General features: G+C 64.8%; 15 protein-coding genes. 10 read left to right on the plus strand and 5 right to left on the minus strand.

The features are described from left to right. The first annotated feature begins 95 nt into the window (after positions 1 to 95). Positions 96 to 3,557, plus strand: a complete 3,462-nt coding sequence (locus tag ACPFL9_RS03445) for a proline dehydrogenase family protein (protein ID WP_426005859.1) — start codon at positions 96 to 98, stop codon at positions 3,555 to 3,557. A gap of 185 nt (positions 3,558 to 3,742) precedes the next feature. Here ACPFL9_RS03445 and ACPFL9_RS03450 read toward each other — a convergent pair whose 3' ends face one another. Both ACPFL9_RS03450 and ACPFL9_RS03455 read right to left on the minus strand, forming a co-directional pair. Then, positions 3,743 to 4,654, minus strand: a complete 912-nt coding sequence (locus ACPFL9_RS03450) for an oxygenase MpaB family protein (RefSeq protein ID WP_426005860.1) — start codon at positions 4,652 to 4,654, stop codon at positions 3,743 to 3,745. Between the two features lie 75 nt (positions 4,655 to 4,729). Further along, positions 4,730 to 6,184 carry an MFS transporter gene (locus ACPFL9_RS03455; protein ID WP_426005862.1) on the minus strand — a complete coding sequence of 485 codons (1,455 nt, stop codon included), beginning with the start codon at positions 6,182 to 6,184 and terminating at the stop codon, positions 4,730 to 4,732. Between the two features lie 96 nt (positions 6,185 to 6,280). On the opposite strand from ACPFL9_RS03455, the gene ACPFL9_RS03460 reads away from it, so the two are divergent. From ACPFL9_RS03460 to ACPFL9_RS03470, 3 genes are all read left to right on the plus strand, one after another. After that, positions 6,281 to 6,658, plus strand: a complete 378-nt coding sequence (locus ACPFL9_RS03460; protein WP_426005863.1) for a MarR family winged helix-turn-helix transcriptional regulator — start codon at positions 6,281 to 6,283, stop codon at positions 6,656 to 6,658. A gap of 158 nt (positions 6,659 to 6,816) precedes the next feature. Then, on the plus strand, positions 6,817 to 8,409 hold the full coding sequence (locus ACPFL9_RS03465) for a M23 family metallopeptidase (RefSeq protein ID WP_426005864.1): 1,593 nt from the start codon (positions 6,817 to 6,819) through the stop codon (positions 8,407 to 8,409). 278 nt (positions 8,410 to 8,687) lie between these two features. Continuing rightward, positions 8,688 to 9,641, plus strand: coding sequence for a phosphodiesterase (locus tag ACPFL9_RS03470; RefSeq protein ID WP_426005865.1), 954 nt, complete (start codon positions 8,688 to 8,690; stop codon positions 9,639 to 9,641). Positions 9,642 to 9,644: 3 nt separating this feature from the next. On the opposite strand, the gene ACPFL9_RS03475 is transcribed toward ACPFL9_RS03470, so the two are convergent. Beyond that, on the minus strand, positions 9,645 to 11,234 hold the full coding sequence (locus ACPFL9_RS03475) for a stealth family protein (RefSeq protein WP_426007478.1): 1,590 nt from the start codon (positions 11,232 to 11,234) through the stop codon (positions 9,645 to 9,647). Positions 11,235 to 11,281: 47 nt separating this feature from the next. After that, the gene (locus ACPFL9_RS03480) at positions 11,282 to 12,202 is read right to left on the minus strand and encodes a hypothetical protein (RefSeq protein WP_426005866.1); all 921 of its coding nucleotides are present in this window, start codon (positions 12,200 to 12,202) and stop codon (positions 11,282 to 11,284) included. Positions 12,203 to 12,337: 135 nt separating this feature from the next. On the opposite strand from ACPFL9_RS03480, the gene ACPFL9_RS03485 reads away from it, so the two are divergent. Beyond that, positions 12,338 to 12,637 carry a type II toxin-antitoxin system VapB family antitoxin gene (locus ACPFL9_RS03485; protein WP_021471645.1) on the plus strand — a complete coding sequence of 100 codons (300 nt, stop codon included), beginning with the start codon at positions 12,338 to 12,340 and terminating at the stop codon, positions 12,635 to 12,637. Between the two features lie 22 nt (positions 12,638 to 12,659). After that, a complete protein-coding gene (locus ACPFL9_RS03490) occupies positions 12,660 to 13,307 on the plus strand; it encodes a LytR C-terminal domain-containing protein (protein WP_426005868.1) in 648 nt (215 codons plus the stop codon). On the opposite strand, the gene ACPFL9_RS03495 is transcribed toward ACPFL9_RS03490, so the two are convergent. Then, a complete protein-coding gene (locus tag ACPFL9_RS03495) occupies positions 13,266 to 13,988 on the minus strand; it encodes a TetR/AcrR family transcriptional regulator (RefSeq protein ID WP_426005870.1) in 723 nt (240 codons plus the stop codon). The two genes, ACPFL9_RS03490 and ACPFL9_RS03495, sit on opposite strands and share 42 nt — an antisense overlap. A gap of 166 nt (positions 13,989 to 14,154) precedes the next feature. Between ACPFL9_RS03495 and ACPFL9_RS03500 the strand changes: the two genes are divergently transcribed. The 4 genes from ACPFL9_RS03500 (at position 14,155) to ACPFL9_RS03515 (ending at position 18,491) form a co-directional block, all read left to right on the plus strand. Continuing rightward, positions 14,155 to 15,090, plus strand: coding sequence for a LacI family DNA-binding transcriptional regulator (locus tag ACPFL9_RS03500; protein ID WP_426005871.1), 936 nt, complete (start codon positions 14,155 to 14,157; stop codon positions 15,088 to 15,090). A 183-nt stretch (positions 15,091 to 15,273) separates the two neighbouring features. Continuing rightward, on the plus strand, positions 15,274 to 16,608 hold the full coding sequence (locus ACPFL9_RS03505) for an extracellular solute-binding protein (RefSeq protein ID WP_426005873.1): 1,335 nt from the start codon (positions 15,274 to 15,276) through the stop codon (positions 16,606 to 16,608). A gap of 36 nt (positions 16,609 to 16,644) precedes the next feature. Beyond that, positions 16,645 to 17,592: a carbohydrate ABC transporter permease gene (locus ACPFL9_RS03510; protein ID WP_426005875.1), complete on the plus strand. Its 948-nt coding sequence runs from the start codon at positions 16,645 to 16,647 to the stop codon at positions 17,590 to 17,592. Positions 17,593 to 17,594: 2 nt separating this feature from the next. Then, the gene (locus ACPFL9_RS03515) at positions 17,595 to 18,491 is read left to right on the plus strand and encodes a carbohydrate ABC transporter permease (protein ID WP_426005876.1); all 897 of its coding nucleotides are present in this window, start codon (positions 17,595 to 17,597) and stop codon (positions 18,489 to 18,491) included. Positions 18,492 to 18,495 lie beyond the last annotated feature (4 nt).

Consider the following 18,495-nt stretch of genomic DNA (forward strand, 5'->3'; position numbering starts at 1 on the left):
ATGAATATTCGTCAGAAAAGATCGCTTTTCCTAATGGGATTGTAGATCCATACTGATGGAAACAAACAAACTTCTCCGTCCCAGAAGGAGCCCCCATGACCAGCACCCTCCCGGATGCGACCTCTCCGCGCACCCAGGAATCCGGGCAGTTCGACGCACTGGCCCAAGAGGCCATCGCCTTGGTCCGTCACTGGCTGACAGAGGCCGGCAAGATTCCAGTGGACGTCTCCGCCCAGCGTCTCGCCGGCGTCCTCAAGGACCCGAACGGACTGGACTTCACGGTTGGATTCGTCGACGGCGTCATCCGCCCTGAGGATCTGTCCGTCGCCGCCCGGAAGCTCGCCGAGCTTGCCCCGAAGGTGCCGGCGTTCCTGCCGTGGTACATGCGCAGCGCGGTCCGCGTGGGTGGCTTCATGGCCCCGATCATGCCCCAGGTGGTTATCCCGATCGCCCGCCGCGTTCTCCGCGAGATGGTGGGTCACCTGATTGTTGATGCAACGGACGCCAAGCTCGGCCCTGCCATTGAAAAGATCCGCCAGGACGGCGTCCACCTCAACGTGAACCTCCTCGGTGAAGCTGTCCTGGGCGAGCATGAAGCCCAGCGCCGGCTGGACGGCACGCTTAAGCTCCTTGCCCGCGAGGACGTCGACTATGTCTCCATCAAGGAATCCTCTACCGTGGCCCCTCATTCCCCGTGGGCTTTCGACGAGGCAGTGGACCACGTGGTGGAGAAGCTCACCCCGCTCTACCGCCTGGCTGCGTCGTTCCCCAAGCCCAAGTTCATCAACTTGGACATGGAGGAATACAAAGACCTCAGCATGACGATCGCAGTGTTCAAGCGGATCCTGGACATGCCTGAGTTCAAGAACCTCGAGGCCGGTATCGTCCTCCAGGCCTACCTCCCGGACGCCCTCGGCGCCATGCAGGAACTGCAGGAATGGGCCACCGCCCGGCGCGCAAACGGTGGGGCTCCCATCAAGGTCCGCGTGGTGAAGGGCGCCAACCTTCCCATGGAGCAGGTGGAAGCCTCCCTCCACGATTGGCCGCTGGCTACGTGGGGCACCAAGCAGGACTCAGACACCAGCTACAAGAGCGTCATCAACTACGCGCTCACCCCGGAGCATGTGGACGCGGTGCGCATCGGCGTTGCCGGGCACAATCTCTTCGACGTCGCCTTTGCCTGGCTCCTTGCCAAGCAGCGTGGCGTCACTGAAGGCATCGAGTTCGAGATGCTCCTCGGCATGGCGACCGGTCAGGCCACCGCGGTCCGCAAGGACGTGGGCAGCCTGCTCCTTTACACCCCGGTGGTCCACCCGGGTGAGTTCGATGTGGCCATCGCCTACCTGATCCGCCGCCTTGAAGAAGGCGCGAGCCAGGAAAACTTCATGTCGGCCGTCTTTGAACTCAGCGAAAACGAGGGACTCTTCGAGCGCGAAAAGCAGCGCTTCCTCAACTCCCTCGCGCAACTCACGGATGAGGTCCCGGAACCGAACCGCAAGCAGGACCGCCGCCTGCCCGCCGAGCCGGCTCCCACAGAAGGTTTCCGCAACACCCCGGATACGGACCCCGCCCTTCCCGCCAACCGCGCCTGGGGCCGCGACATCCTGAAGCGCGTTCCGGGGTCAACGGCAGGAAACAAGATCGTGGAGTCCACCAAGGTCTCCGAAGCTGCCGAGCTTGAGCGCATCATCACCACAGCCGTGGATGCCGGCAAGGCCTGGGGCGCCCGCCCCGCCGCGGAGCGTGCAGCCATCCTCCACCGCGCCGGCGAGGTCCTGGAAGCCCGCCGCGCCGAGCTCCTGGAGGTCATGGCGTCCGAGACCGGCAAGACCATCGACCAGGGTGACCCGGAAGTCAGCGAAGCGATCGACTTTGCCCACTACTACGCAGAGCGGGCCAAGGACCTGGAAACGGTCGACGGCGCCACGTTCGTCCCAGCGAACCTCACCGTGGTGACCCCGCCGTGGAACTTCCCGGTGGCGATTCCCGCCGGCTCGACGCTTGCGGCACTCGCCTCAGGCTCCGCCGTCGTGATCAAGCCTGCAAAGCAGGCCCGCCGCTCCGGTTCCGTGATGGTGGACGCCCTGTGGGAGGCCGGAGTGCCGCGCGAGGTTCTGTCGCTCGTGCAGCTCGAAGAGCGCGACCTTGGCACGCAGCTGGTCTCGCACCCGAGCGTCGACCGCGTCATCCTCACCGGTGGCTACGAGACCGCTGAACTCTTCCGTTCCTTCCGCCAGGACCTGCCCCTGCTGGCAGAGACCTCCGGCAAGAACGCCATCATCGTCACGCCGAGTGCCGACCTGGACCTTGCCGCCAAGGATGTGGTTTACTCCGCGTTCGGCCACGCCGGCCAGAAGTGCTCCGCCGCGTCCCTGGTGATCCTGGTGGGTTCGGTCGGAAAGTCCAAGCGGTTCCACAACCAGCTCATCGATGCCGCCCGCTCCCTGACCGTGGGCTACCCGGACAACGCCACCACGCAGATGGGCCCGATCATTGAGCCCGCCAACGGCAAGCTCCTCAACGCCCTCACCACCCTGGGCGACGGCGAAACCTGGGCCGTCAAGCCCGAACGCCTCGACGACACCGGCCGCTTGTGGTCCCCGGGCATCCGTTCGGGCGTCAAACGCGGCTCCTACTTCCACCTGACCGAGTTCTTCGGCCCGGTCCTCGGCGTCATGACCGCTGAAACCCTGGAAGAAGCGATCGCCATCCAGAACGAGATCGAGTACGGCCTGACCGCCGGTCTCCACTCACTCGATTCCGCAGAGATCGGCACGTGGCTGGACACGATCCAGGCCGGCAACCTCTATGTCAACCGTGGCATCACCGGCGCGATTGTCCAGCGCCAGCCGTTCGGCGGGTGGAAGAAGTCCGCAGTCGGCGCCGGAACCAAGGCCGGTGGACCCAACTACCTCATTGGTTTGGGCAGCTGGCTTCCGGCCGAGGCCACGGCCACGCGCGGCACGGTCCTCCAGGGCGCTGCCGCGCAGATCCTGTCCGCAGCCAAGTCTGTTGACGTGACGCCGGAGGAACTGCAGACCTTGCAACAGTCCCTCTTCAGTGACGCCGCAGCCTGGGACTCCGAGTTCGGTACCCGCAAGGACGTCTCCGGCCTGACCGCCGAGCGGAACGTCTTCCGCTACCGCCCCATCCCGGTGACCATCCGCCTTTCCGAAGGTGAGCGGCTCGCCGAGCTGCTGCGCGTTGCAGCAGCCGGTGCCGTGGCTGGCTCGGCGCTCAAGGTGAGCTCCGCCGTCGTACTTCCGGATGCTGTGGTGAGTGTGTTCGCGAACCTGGGCGTCAGCGTCCGCGTTGAGGACGACGCCGCATGGCTGGCCCGCGCTGCAACGTTCGACGGCGGCCGCATCCGCCTGATCGGTGGCGACTTCACCGCGCTGAGCGCGGCGATGGGTGGCCGTCCGGATGTCGCTGTGTACCACGGTGCCGTGACCCAGGCCGGCCGGATCGAGATGCTGCCGTTCCTCCGCGAACAGGCTGTGTCCATCACGGCCCACCGCTTCGGCACCCCGAACCACCTCTCCGACCACCTGATCTAAGGCACCTCCCGCAAAGCCGGGCAGGACGGATTCACTCCGACCTGCCCGGCTTTTTGGTTTCCCGCGGCGAGGGCCCGTACCTCCACCACCAACTTTGGCCGCCATCGCGCCCGACACGCCGAGGATCCGGGCCCGCCCCGGGGCCCTTGCCGTCAAAGTGGGTGGTGGCGGCACGCAGAAGTGGATCAGTCAGGCCAGCCAAGCCGCTCAAGCCGCCGACGGGCGGCGAGTTCGCTGGGGCCATGCCGCCCAAGTGCCAGGCGGACAACGGCCAGCACCACCCGGGCTGCCGGGATGGCGGGCAGGGGAACGGGTCCCAAGTGGGCCGTCCGGAGCCCAAGGAGCTCCCGGTACTTCGGTTCAAGGCTTGCCACGGCGGCTGCGAAGAGGACGCTGTAACCGGGCCGCAGCAGCGGGTTGAGCGGCGGATGGCGGATGAAGGCCACAGTTTCCGCCAGGCGCTCGTCGGAACGCAGGACTCCGGAGGCGTACCAGTCGTCCAACTCCCGGTGGACTTCTGCCTCCGTTGAGGGAGGATTCTCCACACCCATGAGCGTGCCCGCCTGAGCCCACTCACGCACATACTGGTCAGGGCCGCCGGGTATGGGCCCGCCCCAGATACGGTGCGCCGTGACGAACGACTCAGCGTAAGTGACATGGACCCAGCGGAGGAGTTCGGGGTCGCTGGCCACATAGTCGCGGTGGGCCCCCGTGCCGTCCACGTAGCTTCCCCGGACATGGTGGTGGAGTTTCCTGATCCGGTTAGTGGCGGCCTGCGCAGCTTCCCGGGACCCGTACGTGACGGTGAAGATCCAGCGAATGGTTCCGGCCAGGCGTCCCAGCGGATCTTCCTTGAAACCAGAGTGCTCATAGACTCCCGCCAAGGCTCCGGGGTGCAGCGCCTGCATGAGCAGGACGCGGATCCCGGCAACGATCGGGGTCATGGATCCGTGCACGGTCCAGACCGCCGAGCCGGGGAGGTGGTATCCGGTGTCGTTGCCTTCGGCCAGGCGCGGTACCCACTCGGGCGGGGTGCCGGAGGTGCCGGTGAAAGTGTGCTGGAGTGCGTGCCGGTATTCGGTGAGGTAATTCCTCATGCATTCCATTCGACCCCGGTTCGGGGAGCGTGTACAGGTCCCGCCCGGGTGGGGGACCTGTACCGCGGGCTGCCCCTACCTGGCGCTGCCTGCCGGGGCTTGGCGGCGCCGTGCCGGGGCTGCTGCCACCAACAAGGCGGCAATGGCGACGGCGGCACTCAGGATCAGGCCCGGACGGTACTGTTCCAGCATGGCCTGGGGGCTGACGGATCCGGTTGGCTGACCGTGGCTGCTGACCAGGGCCGTGGTTACTGCCAGCACCAAGGCTGCCCCAACCTGGGTACTGGTCTGAATGAGGCCTGCTGCCAAGCCTTGCTCGGAGTCCTTGATGCCGGTGGTGGCCTGGACGTTGATGGACGGGAAGGCCAAAGCGAACCCGATGCCGAGCAGTATCACGGACGGCAGGATGTCCAAGGCGTAGTTGGGGGTGGTGCCCACCCGAAGGAACAGGACATAGCCGAGGCCCAAGGCAGTGAGGCCGGTGAGGATAAGCTGCGTGGCGCCGAACTTCTCGATCAGCCGGTCAGCGAACGGAGCGCTCGTGGCGACGAGCAAGCCGGCGGGCAGCAAGGCCAGCGCCATCCCCAATGGCGTCCAGCCCAGGACAGACTGCAGGAACATGGTCACGATGAACTGGAAGCTCAGGTACGAACCAAACAACCCGACGGCGCTGAGATTGGCCCGGGCCACCCAGCCTTCCTTCAGGATGCCGAAGCGGATCAACGGGTGCTTGACCTTGCTCTCGATCACTGCGAAGGCCGCCAGCACAGCTGCGGAGACGGCGAATCCGGCGATTGTTGCCACAGATCCCCACCCCGCTTCCGGTGCCGAGACCAGGGTGTAAACGAGCCCGAGCATGCCCAGTGCAAGGGTGACGGCGCCCCAGATATCGTGGCCGCTGTTTTCCGCCGACGGCTTGTCCTTGGGGATGAACCTGATGCCCAACAGGACCACGGCCACGGCGATCGGTACGGAGACCAGGAAGGTCCACCGCCAGCTCAGGCTGGTCATGAGCCCGCCCACCACCAGGCCGAGCGAGAAGCCGCTGGCGCCGAAGGTGGTGAAGATGGACAGGGCCTTGTTGCGCTCGCGGCCCTCGGCGAAGTTGGTGGTGATGATGGAGAATCCGGTAGGTGCGGTGAAGGCGGCGGCCAGCCCCTTGATGAACCTGGTGGCGATGAGGACCGCAGGATCATCCACCAGGCCGCCTACCAGCGAGGCTGCGGCAAATACTGCCAACGCGATGAGGAAGATACGACGGCGGCCCAACAGGTCAGCGAGCCGCCCGCCAAGGAGCAGCAGGCTTCCGTAGCCGAGGACGTAGGCCGACACGATCCATTGCAGGGTATCCGTGCCGAGGTTCAGTTCCTGGCCGATCGATGGCAAGGCCACCCCGACCATGGAAACATCCAGCCCATCCAGGGCCAGGACAGTGCAGACCACCATGAGCAGCAGCCATTGGGAACGGGTCCACTTGACCGCTGAAACCACGGCGCCGGCAGGTGTTTTGAGGGTGGTGGGTGAAGTCATGCGATCAATCTATATGACGCGTCATTCAATGACAAGGAATATGATGCGTCATCTTATGACGTGGATTTCAAATGCCGGATGAACTAGAATCGGGGCATGGCATCAACGCGTGACCGTCAGCTTGTAGAGCAGTGGCGCAGCATCCAGGACTCCTACTTCCGGACCGCCGGAGCCATAGACCGCGCCTTGGAAGCCAAGTTCGACATCGGCCTGAACGAGTTCGAGATCCTGGACCTTGTGGCTGAAAGCACCGACGCAGCCTGCCGGATGAAGCAGTTGGGGGAGCGGACGCCCATGACCCAAAGTGCTGTATCCAAGGTGGTGGACCGGCTGGAAAAGGCCGGACTGGTGTCCCGCCAGACGTGCTCTGATGACCGCCGCTCACTGTTCCTGGAACTTACCGAGGCCGGCCGCCAACTCCATGCCAGCGCGGCGGTGGAGCACCGCGCCCTCCTGAAGGAAAACCTCGGCTAGGTAAACCGCAGGTTTCCTCAAGGGTGCCTTGAGCAAAAACTGAGCCAACCTTGCACTCCCGGGCGGCCCGAAAGGGTTTATTTTCCCCATGATTGGGGCAAGAATGGAGCTTGCACGCCAGGCTGGGGTTTGGTGACGCTGGCTTTTGGGGAGTGTTTGTGGGCAAGCATCATGAATCAGACCGGGTAGTGGATCTGGTACGCACCGAGGGGTTCCGCCGCGTGTTCGTCGCGGGCAGTCTCGCAGTGCTGGCGTTCTTCGCTTTTGGATTCCAACCCCTCACGTCCGCCTCGACCGGATCGGTCAATGGTTCCCTCGCCCAGGGCGTGGTGGGACCAGCGGCTTTGGGTCAGTTGGTGCCTCCGGAGGCCGAAACGACGGTGATCGACCCTCTCCCGGAGCCTCCCGAACAGACCGCCGGCACCCCCATGGTGTACTTTGACCGGGCCTTGGTCAGGACGGTCGGCAAGGACGGTTCCACGGGACTCACCGTTGCTTCCGCCGGATTGTCACGGCCTCCCGCAGGCAGTCTCTACGCTCCGCTCGAAGTGCTGAACCCGAGCTCTTCCTACGGCTACAGGCTCAGCCCGCTGACCGGCCTCCCGGGCGAATTCCACTGGGGCCAGGACTATGCTGCGGCGTGTGGAACCCGGGTCTACGCGGCTGACGCCGGCGTGGTCAGGGCTGTTGGCTGGCACATCTGGGGCGGCGGCAACCGCGTGGAGATCGAGCACGGCAACGGACTGGTCACCACGTACAACCACCTGCAGGCCATTGGGGTCACGCAGGGGCAATCCGTCCGGGTGGGCGAGGTCATCGCGGAAGTCGGGACCACCGGCTGGTCCACTGGCTGCCACCTCCACTTCGAAACCATCGTCAACGGACTGCACACAAACCCGGCCAACTGGACGCTCCTGCCGATCCGCCAAGTGGATCCTTTGCAGGGAATCACCATGGTCAACTACCAGCCGGGTGCCGGCACCGGGACTTCGGCTGCGCCGCAGTGGGCAGTTCCGGTCTCGGACGGCACCACCCGCGCGGTCATCGGCGGCGAACACGAGCACGACGAAGTTCCCGCCACGGTGGTTCCCGGACCATCCGGTCCTGCCGGAACTCCGACCACGTCCACCCCGCCCGGCACGCAGACACCGGCACAGACACCGGCACCGACGCAGACCGCTACTCCGACACAGACACCGACGCCGACGCAGACTGCCACACCGACACCGACGCAGACTGCCACGCCGACACCGACGCAGACTGCTACGCCGACGCCAACCCAGACCGCTACGCCGACGCCAACGCAGACCGCCACACCGACGCCAACCCAGACAACTGCGCCGGCCCCGGTGACGACGGCTCCTGCCACGGGTACCACGACCGGCTCGACGCCGGCCACCACAACTGTGGCACCCCAACTGACGACGCAGACGGCACCCAGCCCGGATGCCGCCGTCGTTGCTCCAGTGGCGCCGGCACCGATTGAACCTGCGCCGGCAGCCCCCGCTCCAGCTGCACCGGCCCCCGCTCCGGTGGTCGTCGCTCCGGCTCCCGCGCCGGTCCCGGTGACAACCACGCAGGCGGCCACCGTGCCTGTGGCCCCCGCTCCCGCGCCCGCGCCCGTAACCACCGTTGCGACCCTGCCCACGGTGATCCTGCCGCCTGGATACATTGTGGTGGCTCCAGGGTTGGTCCAGGGACCTGATGGGACAACCATTCCGTTGTCCGCCTTCATCACGCCGGCGCCGTAGCTGCTCCATTCCCCGGGTGAACCACGGCCCCGCCGCGGGCCCAGGGCGGTTGGATGAACACCATGGGATTGGGTCCCATCCGCAGTTGGGCCTGACTCCGAAGACCTGTTAAAAGCAGTGGACAAGGCGCTGGCCTGATCAGCCGGACGCAGAAGGGAAACAGGTAATTTTCCAACATTCCGCCGGAAATTAGCCTGATGTTGGGTTGCTGTCTGGTTGGATTGGTCGTACTGGAAGGAAGCGGGAGGCGCCGTCTCCCACCAAACGCTAGGGCAGTCATGGAGCTCATCGAGGCCGAGTACCCCAAACCAGGTCATGTGCTGTTGCACTTGAGCGATCTTCACTTGGTAGGTGGTGCCGCCACGCTCCACGGCTCGGTGGACAGCTCTGCCCGCCTCCAGGAAATCTGCGACCAGATCATCGCGTCCAGGATCCGTCCCGAGGCCATCATTTTTACCGGAGACCTCGCTGACAAGGGCGAGTTCGAGGCCTACAGCCGCCTCCGCGAGATGATCGAACCCGTCTGCGAGACCGTCGGCGCAAAGGCGATCTGGGCCATGGGCAACCACGACAACCGTGCCAACTTCCGTTCAGCGTTCCTGGACGCCTCGGAGAAGAGCAAGCCGGAAGACCCGGTGGACCGGAGCTACTTCGTCAACGGGCTGCGGATCATCACCCTGGACACCACGGTGCCCGGCCACCATTACGGTGAACTGTCCGAGGCGCAGCTCGAATGGCTCGCCGCCGAACTCGCTACGCCCGCTCCGGACGGCACCATCCTGGCCCTGCACCACCCGCCCGTCCCTTGCGTCCAGGACCTCGCGGTGCTGGTGGAGCTGCGCGGCCAGGCCGCGCTGGCCGACGTCGTGCGCAATACGGACGTCCGCACCATTCTGGGCGGGCATCTGCACTACTCCACGACGGCGGGCTTCGCCGGCATCCCGGTGTCGGTCGCCTCGGCGACGTGCTACACCCAGGACCTGGCCGTAAGCGCCGGCGGCCAACGGGGCCGCGACGGTGCGCAGTCCTACAACATGGTGCATGTGTACGAACACACGATCGTCCATTCGGTGGTGCCCATGTCCGGCGGGGTCACCGTGGGCGAACCCGTTGACGCGGCCGAGGTGCAGCGGCGGCTGGCAGAAGCCGGAATCCGGATTCCGGAGGGCTCCAGCCGGAAGCAGGCACGGCAGCCGCAGGAACTTGTGTCGCCCGCCGGCAGCCGAGGCTGACGCCTACTTCTCCCAAGGAGCCTTCACGGGGAAGAATTTTTCCAGGAAGTCCGTCACCATGGCCGCACGTTCGTCGGCGTGGACCTCGGGGAAGCTGCCATCGTTGAGGCAGAACAGGTCCATGTGGCGCTTGGCGAGGAGCTTCGGAAGATAGTGCAGCCCGGACCACAACGTGGTGTCCACGTACTTGACCCGTGCGTTGGTCTGGGTCACGGCCCGGCCGGTCAGAAGCGCGTAGTAGTGGTAGAACGAGTTGGTGACCGAGATGTTGTCGGCCGCCCGGAAGCGGCTTGCCGCGGTCTTGGTGAACTCGTTGGGGAATTCGCGTTCCATCTGCTCCACGACGCTGCGCCGCAGGGGAGCCGCCGTGTGCTCAAGGTGCCGGGTGGTGATGCGGCCGAACCGTTCCCACAGCAGTTTCCGGTTGACTCGGGCGGCGTTCTCGAAGCCACTGCGCTCCGCGTCGTTCTCGCCCAGGCCGATCCGGGTGTCGGCTTCGATGAACTTGGTGATGCCGCCGGGAGTGAAGAACATGTCCGGTCCCACCGGGCGGCCGAAGAACATGTCGTCATTCGAGTAGAGGAAGTGCTCGGACAGGCCCTCGATGTGGTGGAGCTGGCACTCCACGGCCTGCGAGTTGTGGGTAGGCAGGACGGTCGGATCGGTGAAGAATTCCTCGCTGCGCACGATGGTGACCTTGGGGTGGTCGGCCAGCCAGGACGGAGCGGGTGAGTCGGTGGCGATGAAGATCCGCCGGATCCAGGGCGCGAACATGTGCACGGAACGCAGGGCGTACTTGAGTTCGTTGATCTGCCGGTAGCGGGCTTCGTGGTCGTCCCCTTCGCCCAGCACGGCGTTGGCCTGCTGCTTGCGCCGGGCCGCGATGTAGGCGGGATCCGTGCCGTCCACCCAGGAGAAGACGATGTCGATGTCGAAGTCGATGTCACTGGCGTGGTCGGCGAACATGTTCTCGATCGTGGGCCATTCCAGGCCATGCCGGTTCACGGTGCCGCGGACGGCGTCCTGGCGCATCAGCGTCCGCCGGGTCAGGGAATTCTCCACCGGCAGCTCCAGGTGGTTGCCTTCAAACCGCCACAGTTCCAGCTGGACACCCAGGCCCGGGCCGTAGGACAGGCCACCCGTGGGCTCAACGCGGGGTCGGTACAGGCGGAAAATCCTGGCCTTGCGGTTGGCCGAGAGTTCCCCGTCGGCCACCAATACGGAAGCCTTCTTCTTGGCGTCGACGGTCATGGAGTAGAAGGGTTCGTTGCGGAAGGCGGCCACCAGGGCTTCGCGGACCTGCTTGCGGGACTCCCAGTCGACGGCGATGACCGGCCGCTCGTCGTTTCCGCGGACCAGGATAAAGTCAACGCCCTGGGCATCGAGGGCGGCACGGACCGCCAGGAGGTCCTCGATCATCGCCTGTTGCGGGGTGAGGTCGGCGTTCAGCAGGGCGTAGCGCCCGCGGTGACGGACGACGTCGGGCCTGTGCTTAAGGTGGGCAACAACGGCAGGCGAGACCGCCTCGGCGACCGCATCCTCTTCTACGGTGGGGCTGCCGTGGTAAATGGGATCGACCTGTGCTTGCGTGATGGCTGTTTCTCCGTAGTCTTTGCGGGTGGATGCGGGTGGGTGGCTGGCTAGATGGCGAGGGCCTCGCGCCAGCTGCGGAGGAAGGCTCCGCCGGCGTCGTCGTGGATCACGTCGTCCGCCAGTTCGAGGTCGGCGGCGGTAAGGATGGGGTAGGGCTTCACCGGAACTCCGTCTGCCGGCCGGACGTCTACGTGCTTGACCTCGTGATCGTTGTGGTGCAGCCAGTCTGCCATGGCGTAATCGGTGCGCGAGTCTCCCACGGTCCGCCACGACAACGGGGTAATGCCCTGGGCCGCCAGCAGTTCCACGGCGCGGCTGGCACCGAGGTCCTTGCCCAGCCGCACCGATTCGATGTCGGTGGAGATGATGGTGGGGTCGAGGCGGTAGTCGGCAGTGTCGTCCGAGCCGGGCGCATGGTGGTCAAGGATTGCGGCATTGAGTCCGTGCCGGTTCATGATGTCCAGGGCATCTGCGTCGAAGAGCTTCTGTTCGGCAAGGTAGTCCTCGCTGGCCACCTCCACGTGCTGCTCCACGGACACCATGGCGCGCTTGGTCTCGTCGAAGAACATATGCCCGGCGTAGTCCTCCGCCACCAGCCGGCGGATGTCATCGGCGTAGGCCTTGGGCACTGACAGCTCGTGGTCCACGTGGATCGGGCCGGGGCCCCCGGCCGTGTAGCTGAACCAGACAGCGCCCTTCTCGCAGATCGCATGGATGACGGTCCCCGCGGGCATGCCGGCGGCGATCATGGGTGCCATCACCTGCTCGCTGATGAAGGCGTCCGAGCGTCCGGTATTGAAGATCACGGGAATGCCCGCAGAGGCCAGTGCCACGAGGTCGGCAATGATGTCCGGTTTGACGTCGCGCGTCACAGGGCTGGCGATGGGGCCGTCCACGTCCAGCAGCAGCGCGAGGGCGGGTGCGGTGCGGGCAGTGGTCCGGCGGGTACCTTGCAGCGGTTGGGTCATGCCCCTATTCTGTCAGCCCCCGGGCCGTGCATCCCAGCTATGACGCCCCACGTCGATAGTCACCATTTGGCTACAACCTGCGTGTGCCGCCGGTCACAAGTTCCGTTGCGGCGGCATCTTCCATAGGCTTGCAGGGTGATCTTCAAAGCTGTGGGCGAGGGACGCCCGTACCCTGACCATGGATATTCGGCGCCGCGCGACTGGGCTGCCCTGCCTCCCCGCCCCGTACGCCTGGACGAGCTGGTGACCACCAAGCGGACGCTCGACCTGGAGGCCCTGCTGGCCGAGGATTCCACGTTCTTTGGTGATCTCTTCCCCCATGTCGTGCAGTACCAGGGGGTCATGTACCTGGAGGACGGACTGCACAGGGCGGTCAGGACGGCGCTGCATCAAAGGACGGCCATCCACGCACGCGTGCTGGTGATCGATGGCTAGGCAACGGCGGCGTCCCAAGGATGTGACGCAGCTGCATGGCCACCACGTGGTGACTGGTCCGGAGCTCCGGGCCACCTTCACCGAGGGTACCCAGCCGCCCCGCGGGCACTTCGCCCGCCGGGTGCTGCATGCGGTGGTGCTTGTCCTGCTGGTTGGCGTGATCGCCGCCGGCGCAGTAGGGGCCTGGGCGGTCATGAGCGGGGTCATCAAGGTTCCCACGGCGGCCTCCAGCAAGGCGCCCACCAGCCTTTGCCCCACCACTACCTTCGACTACCTGCCCAACGAGTCCGTGACGCTCAACGTCTTCAATGCCACATCGCGGGGCGGGTTGGCCGGGACCGTGGCCGAACAGTTCACGGCCCGCGGCTACAAGGTGGCCGGGGTGGACAACAGCGACACCGCCTATACGGGCGTGGGCGTGGTGGTGTCCGGCGTCAAGGGGCAGGCCGCAGCTTTCAACGTCCAGCGCAACCTGGCCGGGACCGACTACTTCCAGGACAACCGCGAGGACGAGTCCGTGGATGTCATCCTGACGTCCGGCTACCAGGGCCTGGTTGATGCTGACAAGGTGGACAAGAGCCCGGGCATGCTGGCGTGCCCGCGGGAGAACCTGCGGATCGCCGATAACTCAAAGTGGCCGATCGTTCCCACCCTCCCGGCCAACCAGTAGCGCAGTGCCCACCGGAGCTTGCCCGTACAAGCGGACGGGCCGGTTGGCCTCGTCGAACTGGGCGCCGGCACCCAACTGGATGAACCGCACCGTTTGCGCTGTCTGGATGTCGACGTCGGAGGCCGGCGACGGCGGGGGAGTGTCGCCGTCGGGCGTTCGGTTGCGTCGTGCGGCGCTGGCGGACAGGGTGCCGTGGATAAGCCGCGCAAGCTGGGCGACGTCGATGTCCGGTAGGTAGCCCTGCCGTACGCCGTCGTTGAGGATGTCCTCAAGCAGGACGTTCAGCTCACCCACGTGGTCCGCCAGTTTGGCGAAGGAGCCCGGGGAGAGGACGGCGGCCATGGCCGGCCCGGGTGGCAGGTGCCGGCGGCTCAGGTCCTCCACTTGGGCGCGCACGTAGAGCGCAAGCCGGTCCACGGGGTTCTCCAGGGCGGCGAGCGAGTCGCGGAGGTCGCCGATGAAGCGTTCGGTCTCGTCCAAGGCGTACGCGATCAACAGTTGTTCCATGTCCGCGTAGTAGTTATAGACGGCGGTCCGGCCAACTCCCGCATGGCGGGCGACGTCTGTCATGGTGAGCCCCGGAAGTCCGTGGGTGAAGAGGAGCTCGCCGAAAGCAGTCAGGATCCGGCGCTGCGTCGCGGCTCGTTGGGCAGCATTGGTAGGGGCCGTGATCCTTGGCATATAGACACTTTACAGTGATCTGTCACTAAGAGTGGCAGGTTTGCGCTCACAAACTCGCGTACCATCAGGGGACCGGACAATAACTCAACAAGGGGGACTGTTGCGCGCAACGGTCAAGGATGTGGCGCGGCGAGCAGGGGTATCGCCCAAAACCGTATCGAACGTCATGAACGGGGTCGTGCCGGTCAGCGCTCCCACGCGGCTGCGGGTGGAGCAGGCCATGGCCGAACTCGACTACGTCCCCAACCTGTCCGCGCGCGGCCTCCGCAACGGCCGTTCGGGAGTGATCGGCCTGGCGTTGCCGGACCTCGCAACCCCTTTCTCCGCTGAGATAGCCCACCATGTTGTGGACGTGGCCCATGAGTTGGGCTGGAGCATCCAGATCGAGGAAACGGGCCTGGATCCCCAGCGCGAGCAGGAACTGATGACCAGGGCGCGCTCCAACCTGATCGACGGGTTGATCCTCAATCCGGTGGTACTGCAGGAGAGTGCGGTAAAAGTGGGGGTGTCCCTGCCTCCCGTTGTCCTGCTCGGGGAGGTCACCCAGCACTTGGCGGACCGGGTGTACGTGGACAGTTTTGGTGCTGCGCGCGACCTGACCCTTGCACTAGCCAAGCCTGGGCGCCGCCGGATCGCCGTGCTGGGCATCAACCAGGGCCGACACTCGTCCACCGCGATCCACCGGGCCGCGGGGTATGAGGCCGCCTTGGAATCGTTGGGCATCACGCCCGACGATGAGCTGTTGATCCGTTGTGAACGGTGGACCTCGGAGTCGGCGGCGCAGGCCCTGGATGAATACCTGGAATCCCATCCCCTGCCGGAGGCCCTTTTCTGCTTTACGGACTCATTGGCGCTGGGTGCACTCAATGCGTTGTGGAAGCGGGGGATCCGGGTGCCGGATGACATTGCCGTGGCAGGCTTTGACGATATTGCCGACGGGCGGTTTGCGGTCCCGCCGCTGACCACGGTCTCCTTCGACAAGCGGGCCATTGCTTCGGAGGCGTTGCGCCTGTTGATGGAACGCATGGGAGACAGGCACCGGGAGCAGCGGGTGGTGGAGGTGGACTACTCGATCGTGGAACGGGCCAGCAGCGGTCGGTGAAAGGGACTTTGCCGCAGAATTGTGTGCGCTAACAATTTTCTCTTGTTCTTATTTTTACAACGATGTAATGTGAGACCTGCGTCACCCCGGGGCCACCATTTCCCACACGAGGAGACGCTACGGATCCGGACTTTAGTGCAGCAGTGTGTGTCCTTTCAGCGGACCCTTCCAAAGGAGTGATGGGTGAAGCAGTTTGAATCTTTGGCCGGGAGAAGTTTGTCCCGGCGACAGTTATTGGCCGGCTCAGCGCTGCTTGGCGGTGGGCTCTTGGCCACGGGCCTCTCGGGGTGCGGCGGGACTGCCGGAGCCGCCCCCAAGGAGACCATCAACTTCTGGCATCTCCTCTCCGGAGGGGACGGCACCAAGATGCAGGCCATGATTGCCAACGCCAACAGCCTCAACGCCGGCTTCAAAGTGCACCCAACGGTGCTGGCCTGGGGCCCGCCGTACTACACCAAGCTCGCCATGGCGTCGGCTGGCGGACGGCCGCCGGAAGTCGCCATCATGCATGCCAGCCGGGTGCCCGGCTACGCCCCGGGTGGCCTCATTGAGCCCTGGGACCTGGACCTGTTGGCGGAGAACGGCATCACGCCGGAGAACTTCGCGCCGCGCATCTGGGAAAAGAGCCGGCAGGACGGGAAGGTGTTCTCGCTCGCCCTGGACTCCCACCCGTTCATCATGTTCTACAACACGGACATCGCCGCCAAAGCAGGGCTTCTGGAAAGCAATGGCCTGTTGCAGGAGGTGACGTCGCCGGAAGGGTTCAAAGCCATGGCCCTGGAGATGCAAAAGGTCACCAAAGCCCACGGCCTCTCTTTTGGTTACCTGAACCTCGGCTCCCAGATGTGGCGTCTGTTCTACACGCTCTATAAGCAGCACGGAGCTGACATTGTGCTGACACCCGGCCAGCCCATGCAGGCCGACCGGGACGCCGCCGTGGAATCGCTGGAGTTCATGGCCTCGCTCTTTGACGACACCATCGCGGCCAAAGGCAACGACATCAACACCGGTATCGCCGAGTTCGTCCGGGGCGACTCCGGAATGCTGTTCAGCGGCGGCTGGGAACTGCCCACCATGAAGAAGGCAAAGCTGCCCGTTGATGCGCTCACCATTCCCACCCTCTACGGGACGCCGGCTGCCTACGCCGATTCGCATTCGTTCGTCCTTCCGCGGCAACTCGTGGCTGACCAGGACAAGCGCAAGGACGCTTACAAGTTCGTCAGCGACATCCTCAAGGGTTCGTTGTCGTGGGCAGAGGCAGGCCACATTCCCGCGTACCAGCCCGTGGTGCAATCGCAGGCGTACAAAGAGCTCACCCCGCAGGTCCACTACGCCAACGCGGCGGACATCATCTCTTACGATCCCGAGGCCGGGTTCAGCGGGTCAGGCTCGGACTGGCAGAACTACTTTGCCGAGTTCATCCAGAACGTGCTTCTGGGACGCAGCAAGGCGCAGGACGGGTGGGACGGCTTCGTGGACCGCACCAACGACCTCCTGTTCCGGCCCAACCCGGTCTGACCGGCATCAGCACACCGAGCGACAAAGGAGTCCTTCATGAGTTCCTCTACAGTGTCCCGGCAGACCCGCCAACTACGGACAACACCGGCACCCGGCAGCAAGGCCGGCCCCTCCCTGCGCAGAAGCAGGGACAACGTGAGCGGCTGGGCGTTCTCGGCCCCGTTCATCGCATTCTTCCTGGTATTCCTTATATGGCCCATCCTGTACGGCTTCTACATGAGCCTGACCGGCAAGTCCCTCACAGGGGCCAATGACGCCCTCATCGGGTTCGCCAACTACTCCGAGGCCTTCGCCGACGCTGGAATGTGGCGTTCCCTGGGCAACACCCTGTACTTCACGGTGATCAGCACGGTTCCGCTGGTGTTGGTTGCGTTGGCCATGGCGGCGCTGCTGAACATCGGCCTCCCGGCCCAGTGGTTGTGGCGGCTGAGCTACTTTGCACCGTACCTCCTGGCCTCCACCGTGGTGTCCATGTTCTTCGTGTGGATGTACAACCCGCAGCTTGGCCTGATCAACGATTTCCTGTCCAAGTTCGGCATCCCGAAAGTCGGGTGGCTCAACGATCCGAATGTGGCCATGTGGTCGATTGTGATCGCAACGCTGTGGTGGACCGTGGGATTCAACTTCCTTCTTTACCTGGCCGCAATGCAGAACATCCCGGTCCAGCACTATGAAGCGGCATCGCTGGACGGAGCCGGCGCCTGGCGGCAGTTCTTCTCCATCACCCTGCCCCAACTGACGCCCACCACCGTGATGATCGTGCTGCTGCAGATCCTTGCATCCCTCAAGATCTTCGACCAGATCTACCAGATGACAGCGGGCGGTCCGGGTGGCTCCACCAGGCCCGTGGTCCAGTACATCTTCGAAACCGGGTTCACCGGGTACCGGCTGGGATATTCCGCAGCCATCTCCTACATCTTCTTCGGACTGATCGTGATGGTGTCCGTCATGCAGTTCTTCGTCACCCGCCGCAGGAGTGCATAGCCATGGCAACCACCACCCTCTCCCGTACCGTTGCGCCAGCCACAGACCGCCAGGTCATCCGGCAACCACGCCGGAAACCGACCGTCGGAAAGATCATCGCGATCGCCGTCGCAGCCGTCCTCGCCGTCCTTTGGCTGATCCCCTTCGCCTGGGCGGCAGTTACCGCTTTCAAGACCGAAGCGGATGCCTCGGCGTCGAAGGTCAGCTGGATCCCGCCGTCGGGCTTTACGGTCGACGCATTCGCCAGCGTGTTCCAGGCCGGCAACATCCCATTGTGGACGTGGAACTCGCTCTACACCTCCGCAGCCATCACGCTCATCACGCTGGTGATCTCCGCCCTCATCGCCTACGCGCTGTCCAGGATCGAGTTCAAGGGCAAGAAGATCCTGATGGCGGCCATCATCGCCAGCATCATCGTGCCGCCACCGGTGCTCATGATTCCGCTCTTTTACCAAATGCTCGCGTTTAAAATGATCGATACGCCATGGGCCATCATCCTTCCGCAGGTGATCCACCCGGCCATGGTGTTCGTGCTCAAGAAGTTCTTTGACCAGATCCCGCGTGAACTTGAAGAAGCCGCCGTGATGGACGGGGCCAGCCGGCTCCGCATCTTCCTGCAGATCATCCTGCCGCTGTCCCGGCCCATCCTGGCTGCGGTCGCCATCTTCACGTTCATCGGCGCGTGGAACAACTTCCTCTGGCCGTTCATCTCCACCAATGACGACTCCCTGCTGACGCTCCCCGTGGGCCTGCAGACCATCAAGAGCGCCTACGGCGTGCAGTACGCGCAGAACATGGCATCAGCTTTGTTGGCCGCACTGCCGCTGATCATCGTCTTCCTGTTCTTCCAGCGCCAGATTATCAAGGGCATTTCCACCACCGGACTTGCCGGCACCTGACCGG

Source organism: Paenarthrobacter sp. NyZ202, from assembly GCF_049860755.1.
Classification (GTDB): Bacteria; Actinomycetota; Actinomycetes; order Actinomycetales; family Micrococcaceae; genus Arthrobacter.

Coding starts and splice junctions, on each gene's coding strand:
- ACPFL9_RS03445 (WP_426005859.1), top strand. CDS start 96: ATGACCAGCACCCTCCCGGATGCGACCTCTCCGCGCACCCAGGAATCC.
- ACPFL9_RS03450 (WP_426005860.1), bottom strand. CDS start 4,654: ATGAGGAATTACCTCACCGAATACCGGCACGCACTCCAGCACACTTTC.
- ACPFL9_RS03455 (WP_426005862.1), bottom strand. CDS start 6,184: ATGACTTCACCCACCACCCTCAAAACACCTGCCGGCGCCGTGGTTTCA.
- ACPFL9_RS03460 (WP_426005863.1), top strand. CDS start 6,281: ATGGCATCAACGCGTGACCGTCAGCTTGTAGAGCAGTGGCGCAGCATC.
- ACPFL9_RS03470 (WP_426005865.1), top strand. CDS start 8,688: ATGGAGCTCATCGAGGCCGAGTACCCCAAACCAGGTCATGTGCTGTTG.
- ACPFL9_RS03480 (WP_426005866.1), bottom strand. CDS start 12,202: ATGACCCAACCGCTGCAAGGTACCCGCCGGACCACTGCCCGCACCGCA.
- ACPFL9_RS03495 (WP_426005870.1), bottom strand. CDS start 13,988: ATGCCAAGGATCACGGCCCCTACCAATGCTGCCCAACGAGCCGCGACG.
- ACPFL9_RS03500 (WP_426005871.1), top strand. CDS start 14,155: ATGAACGGGGTCGTGCCGGTCAGCGCTCCCACGCGGCTGCGGGTGGAG.
- ACPFL9_RS03510 (WP_426005875.1), top strand. CDS start 16,645: ATGAGTTCCTCTACAGTGTCCCGGCAGACCCGCCAACTACGGACAACA.
- ACPFL9_RS03515 (WP_426005876.1), top strand. CDS start 17,595: ATGGCAACCACCACCCTCTCCCGTACCGTTGCGCCAGCCACAGACCGC.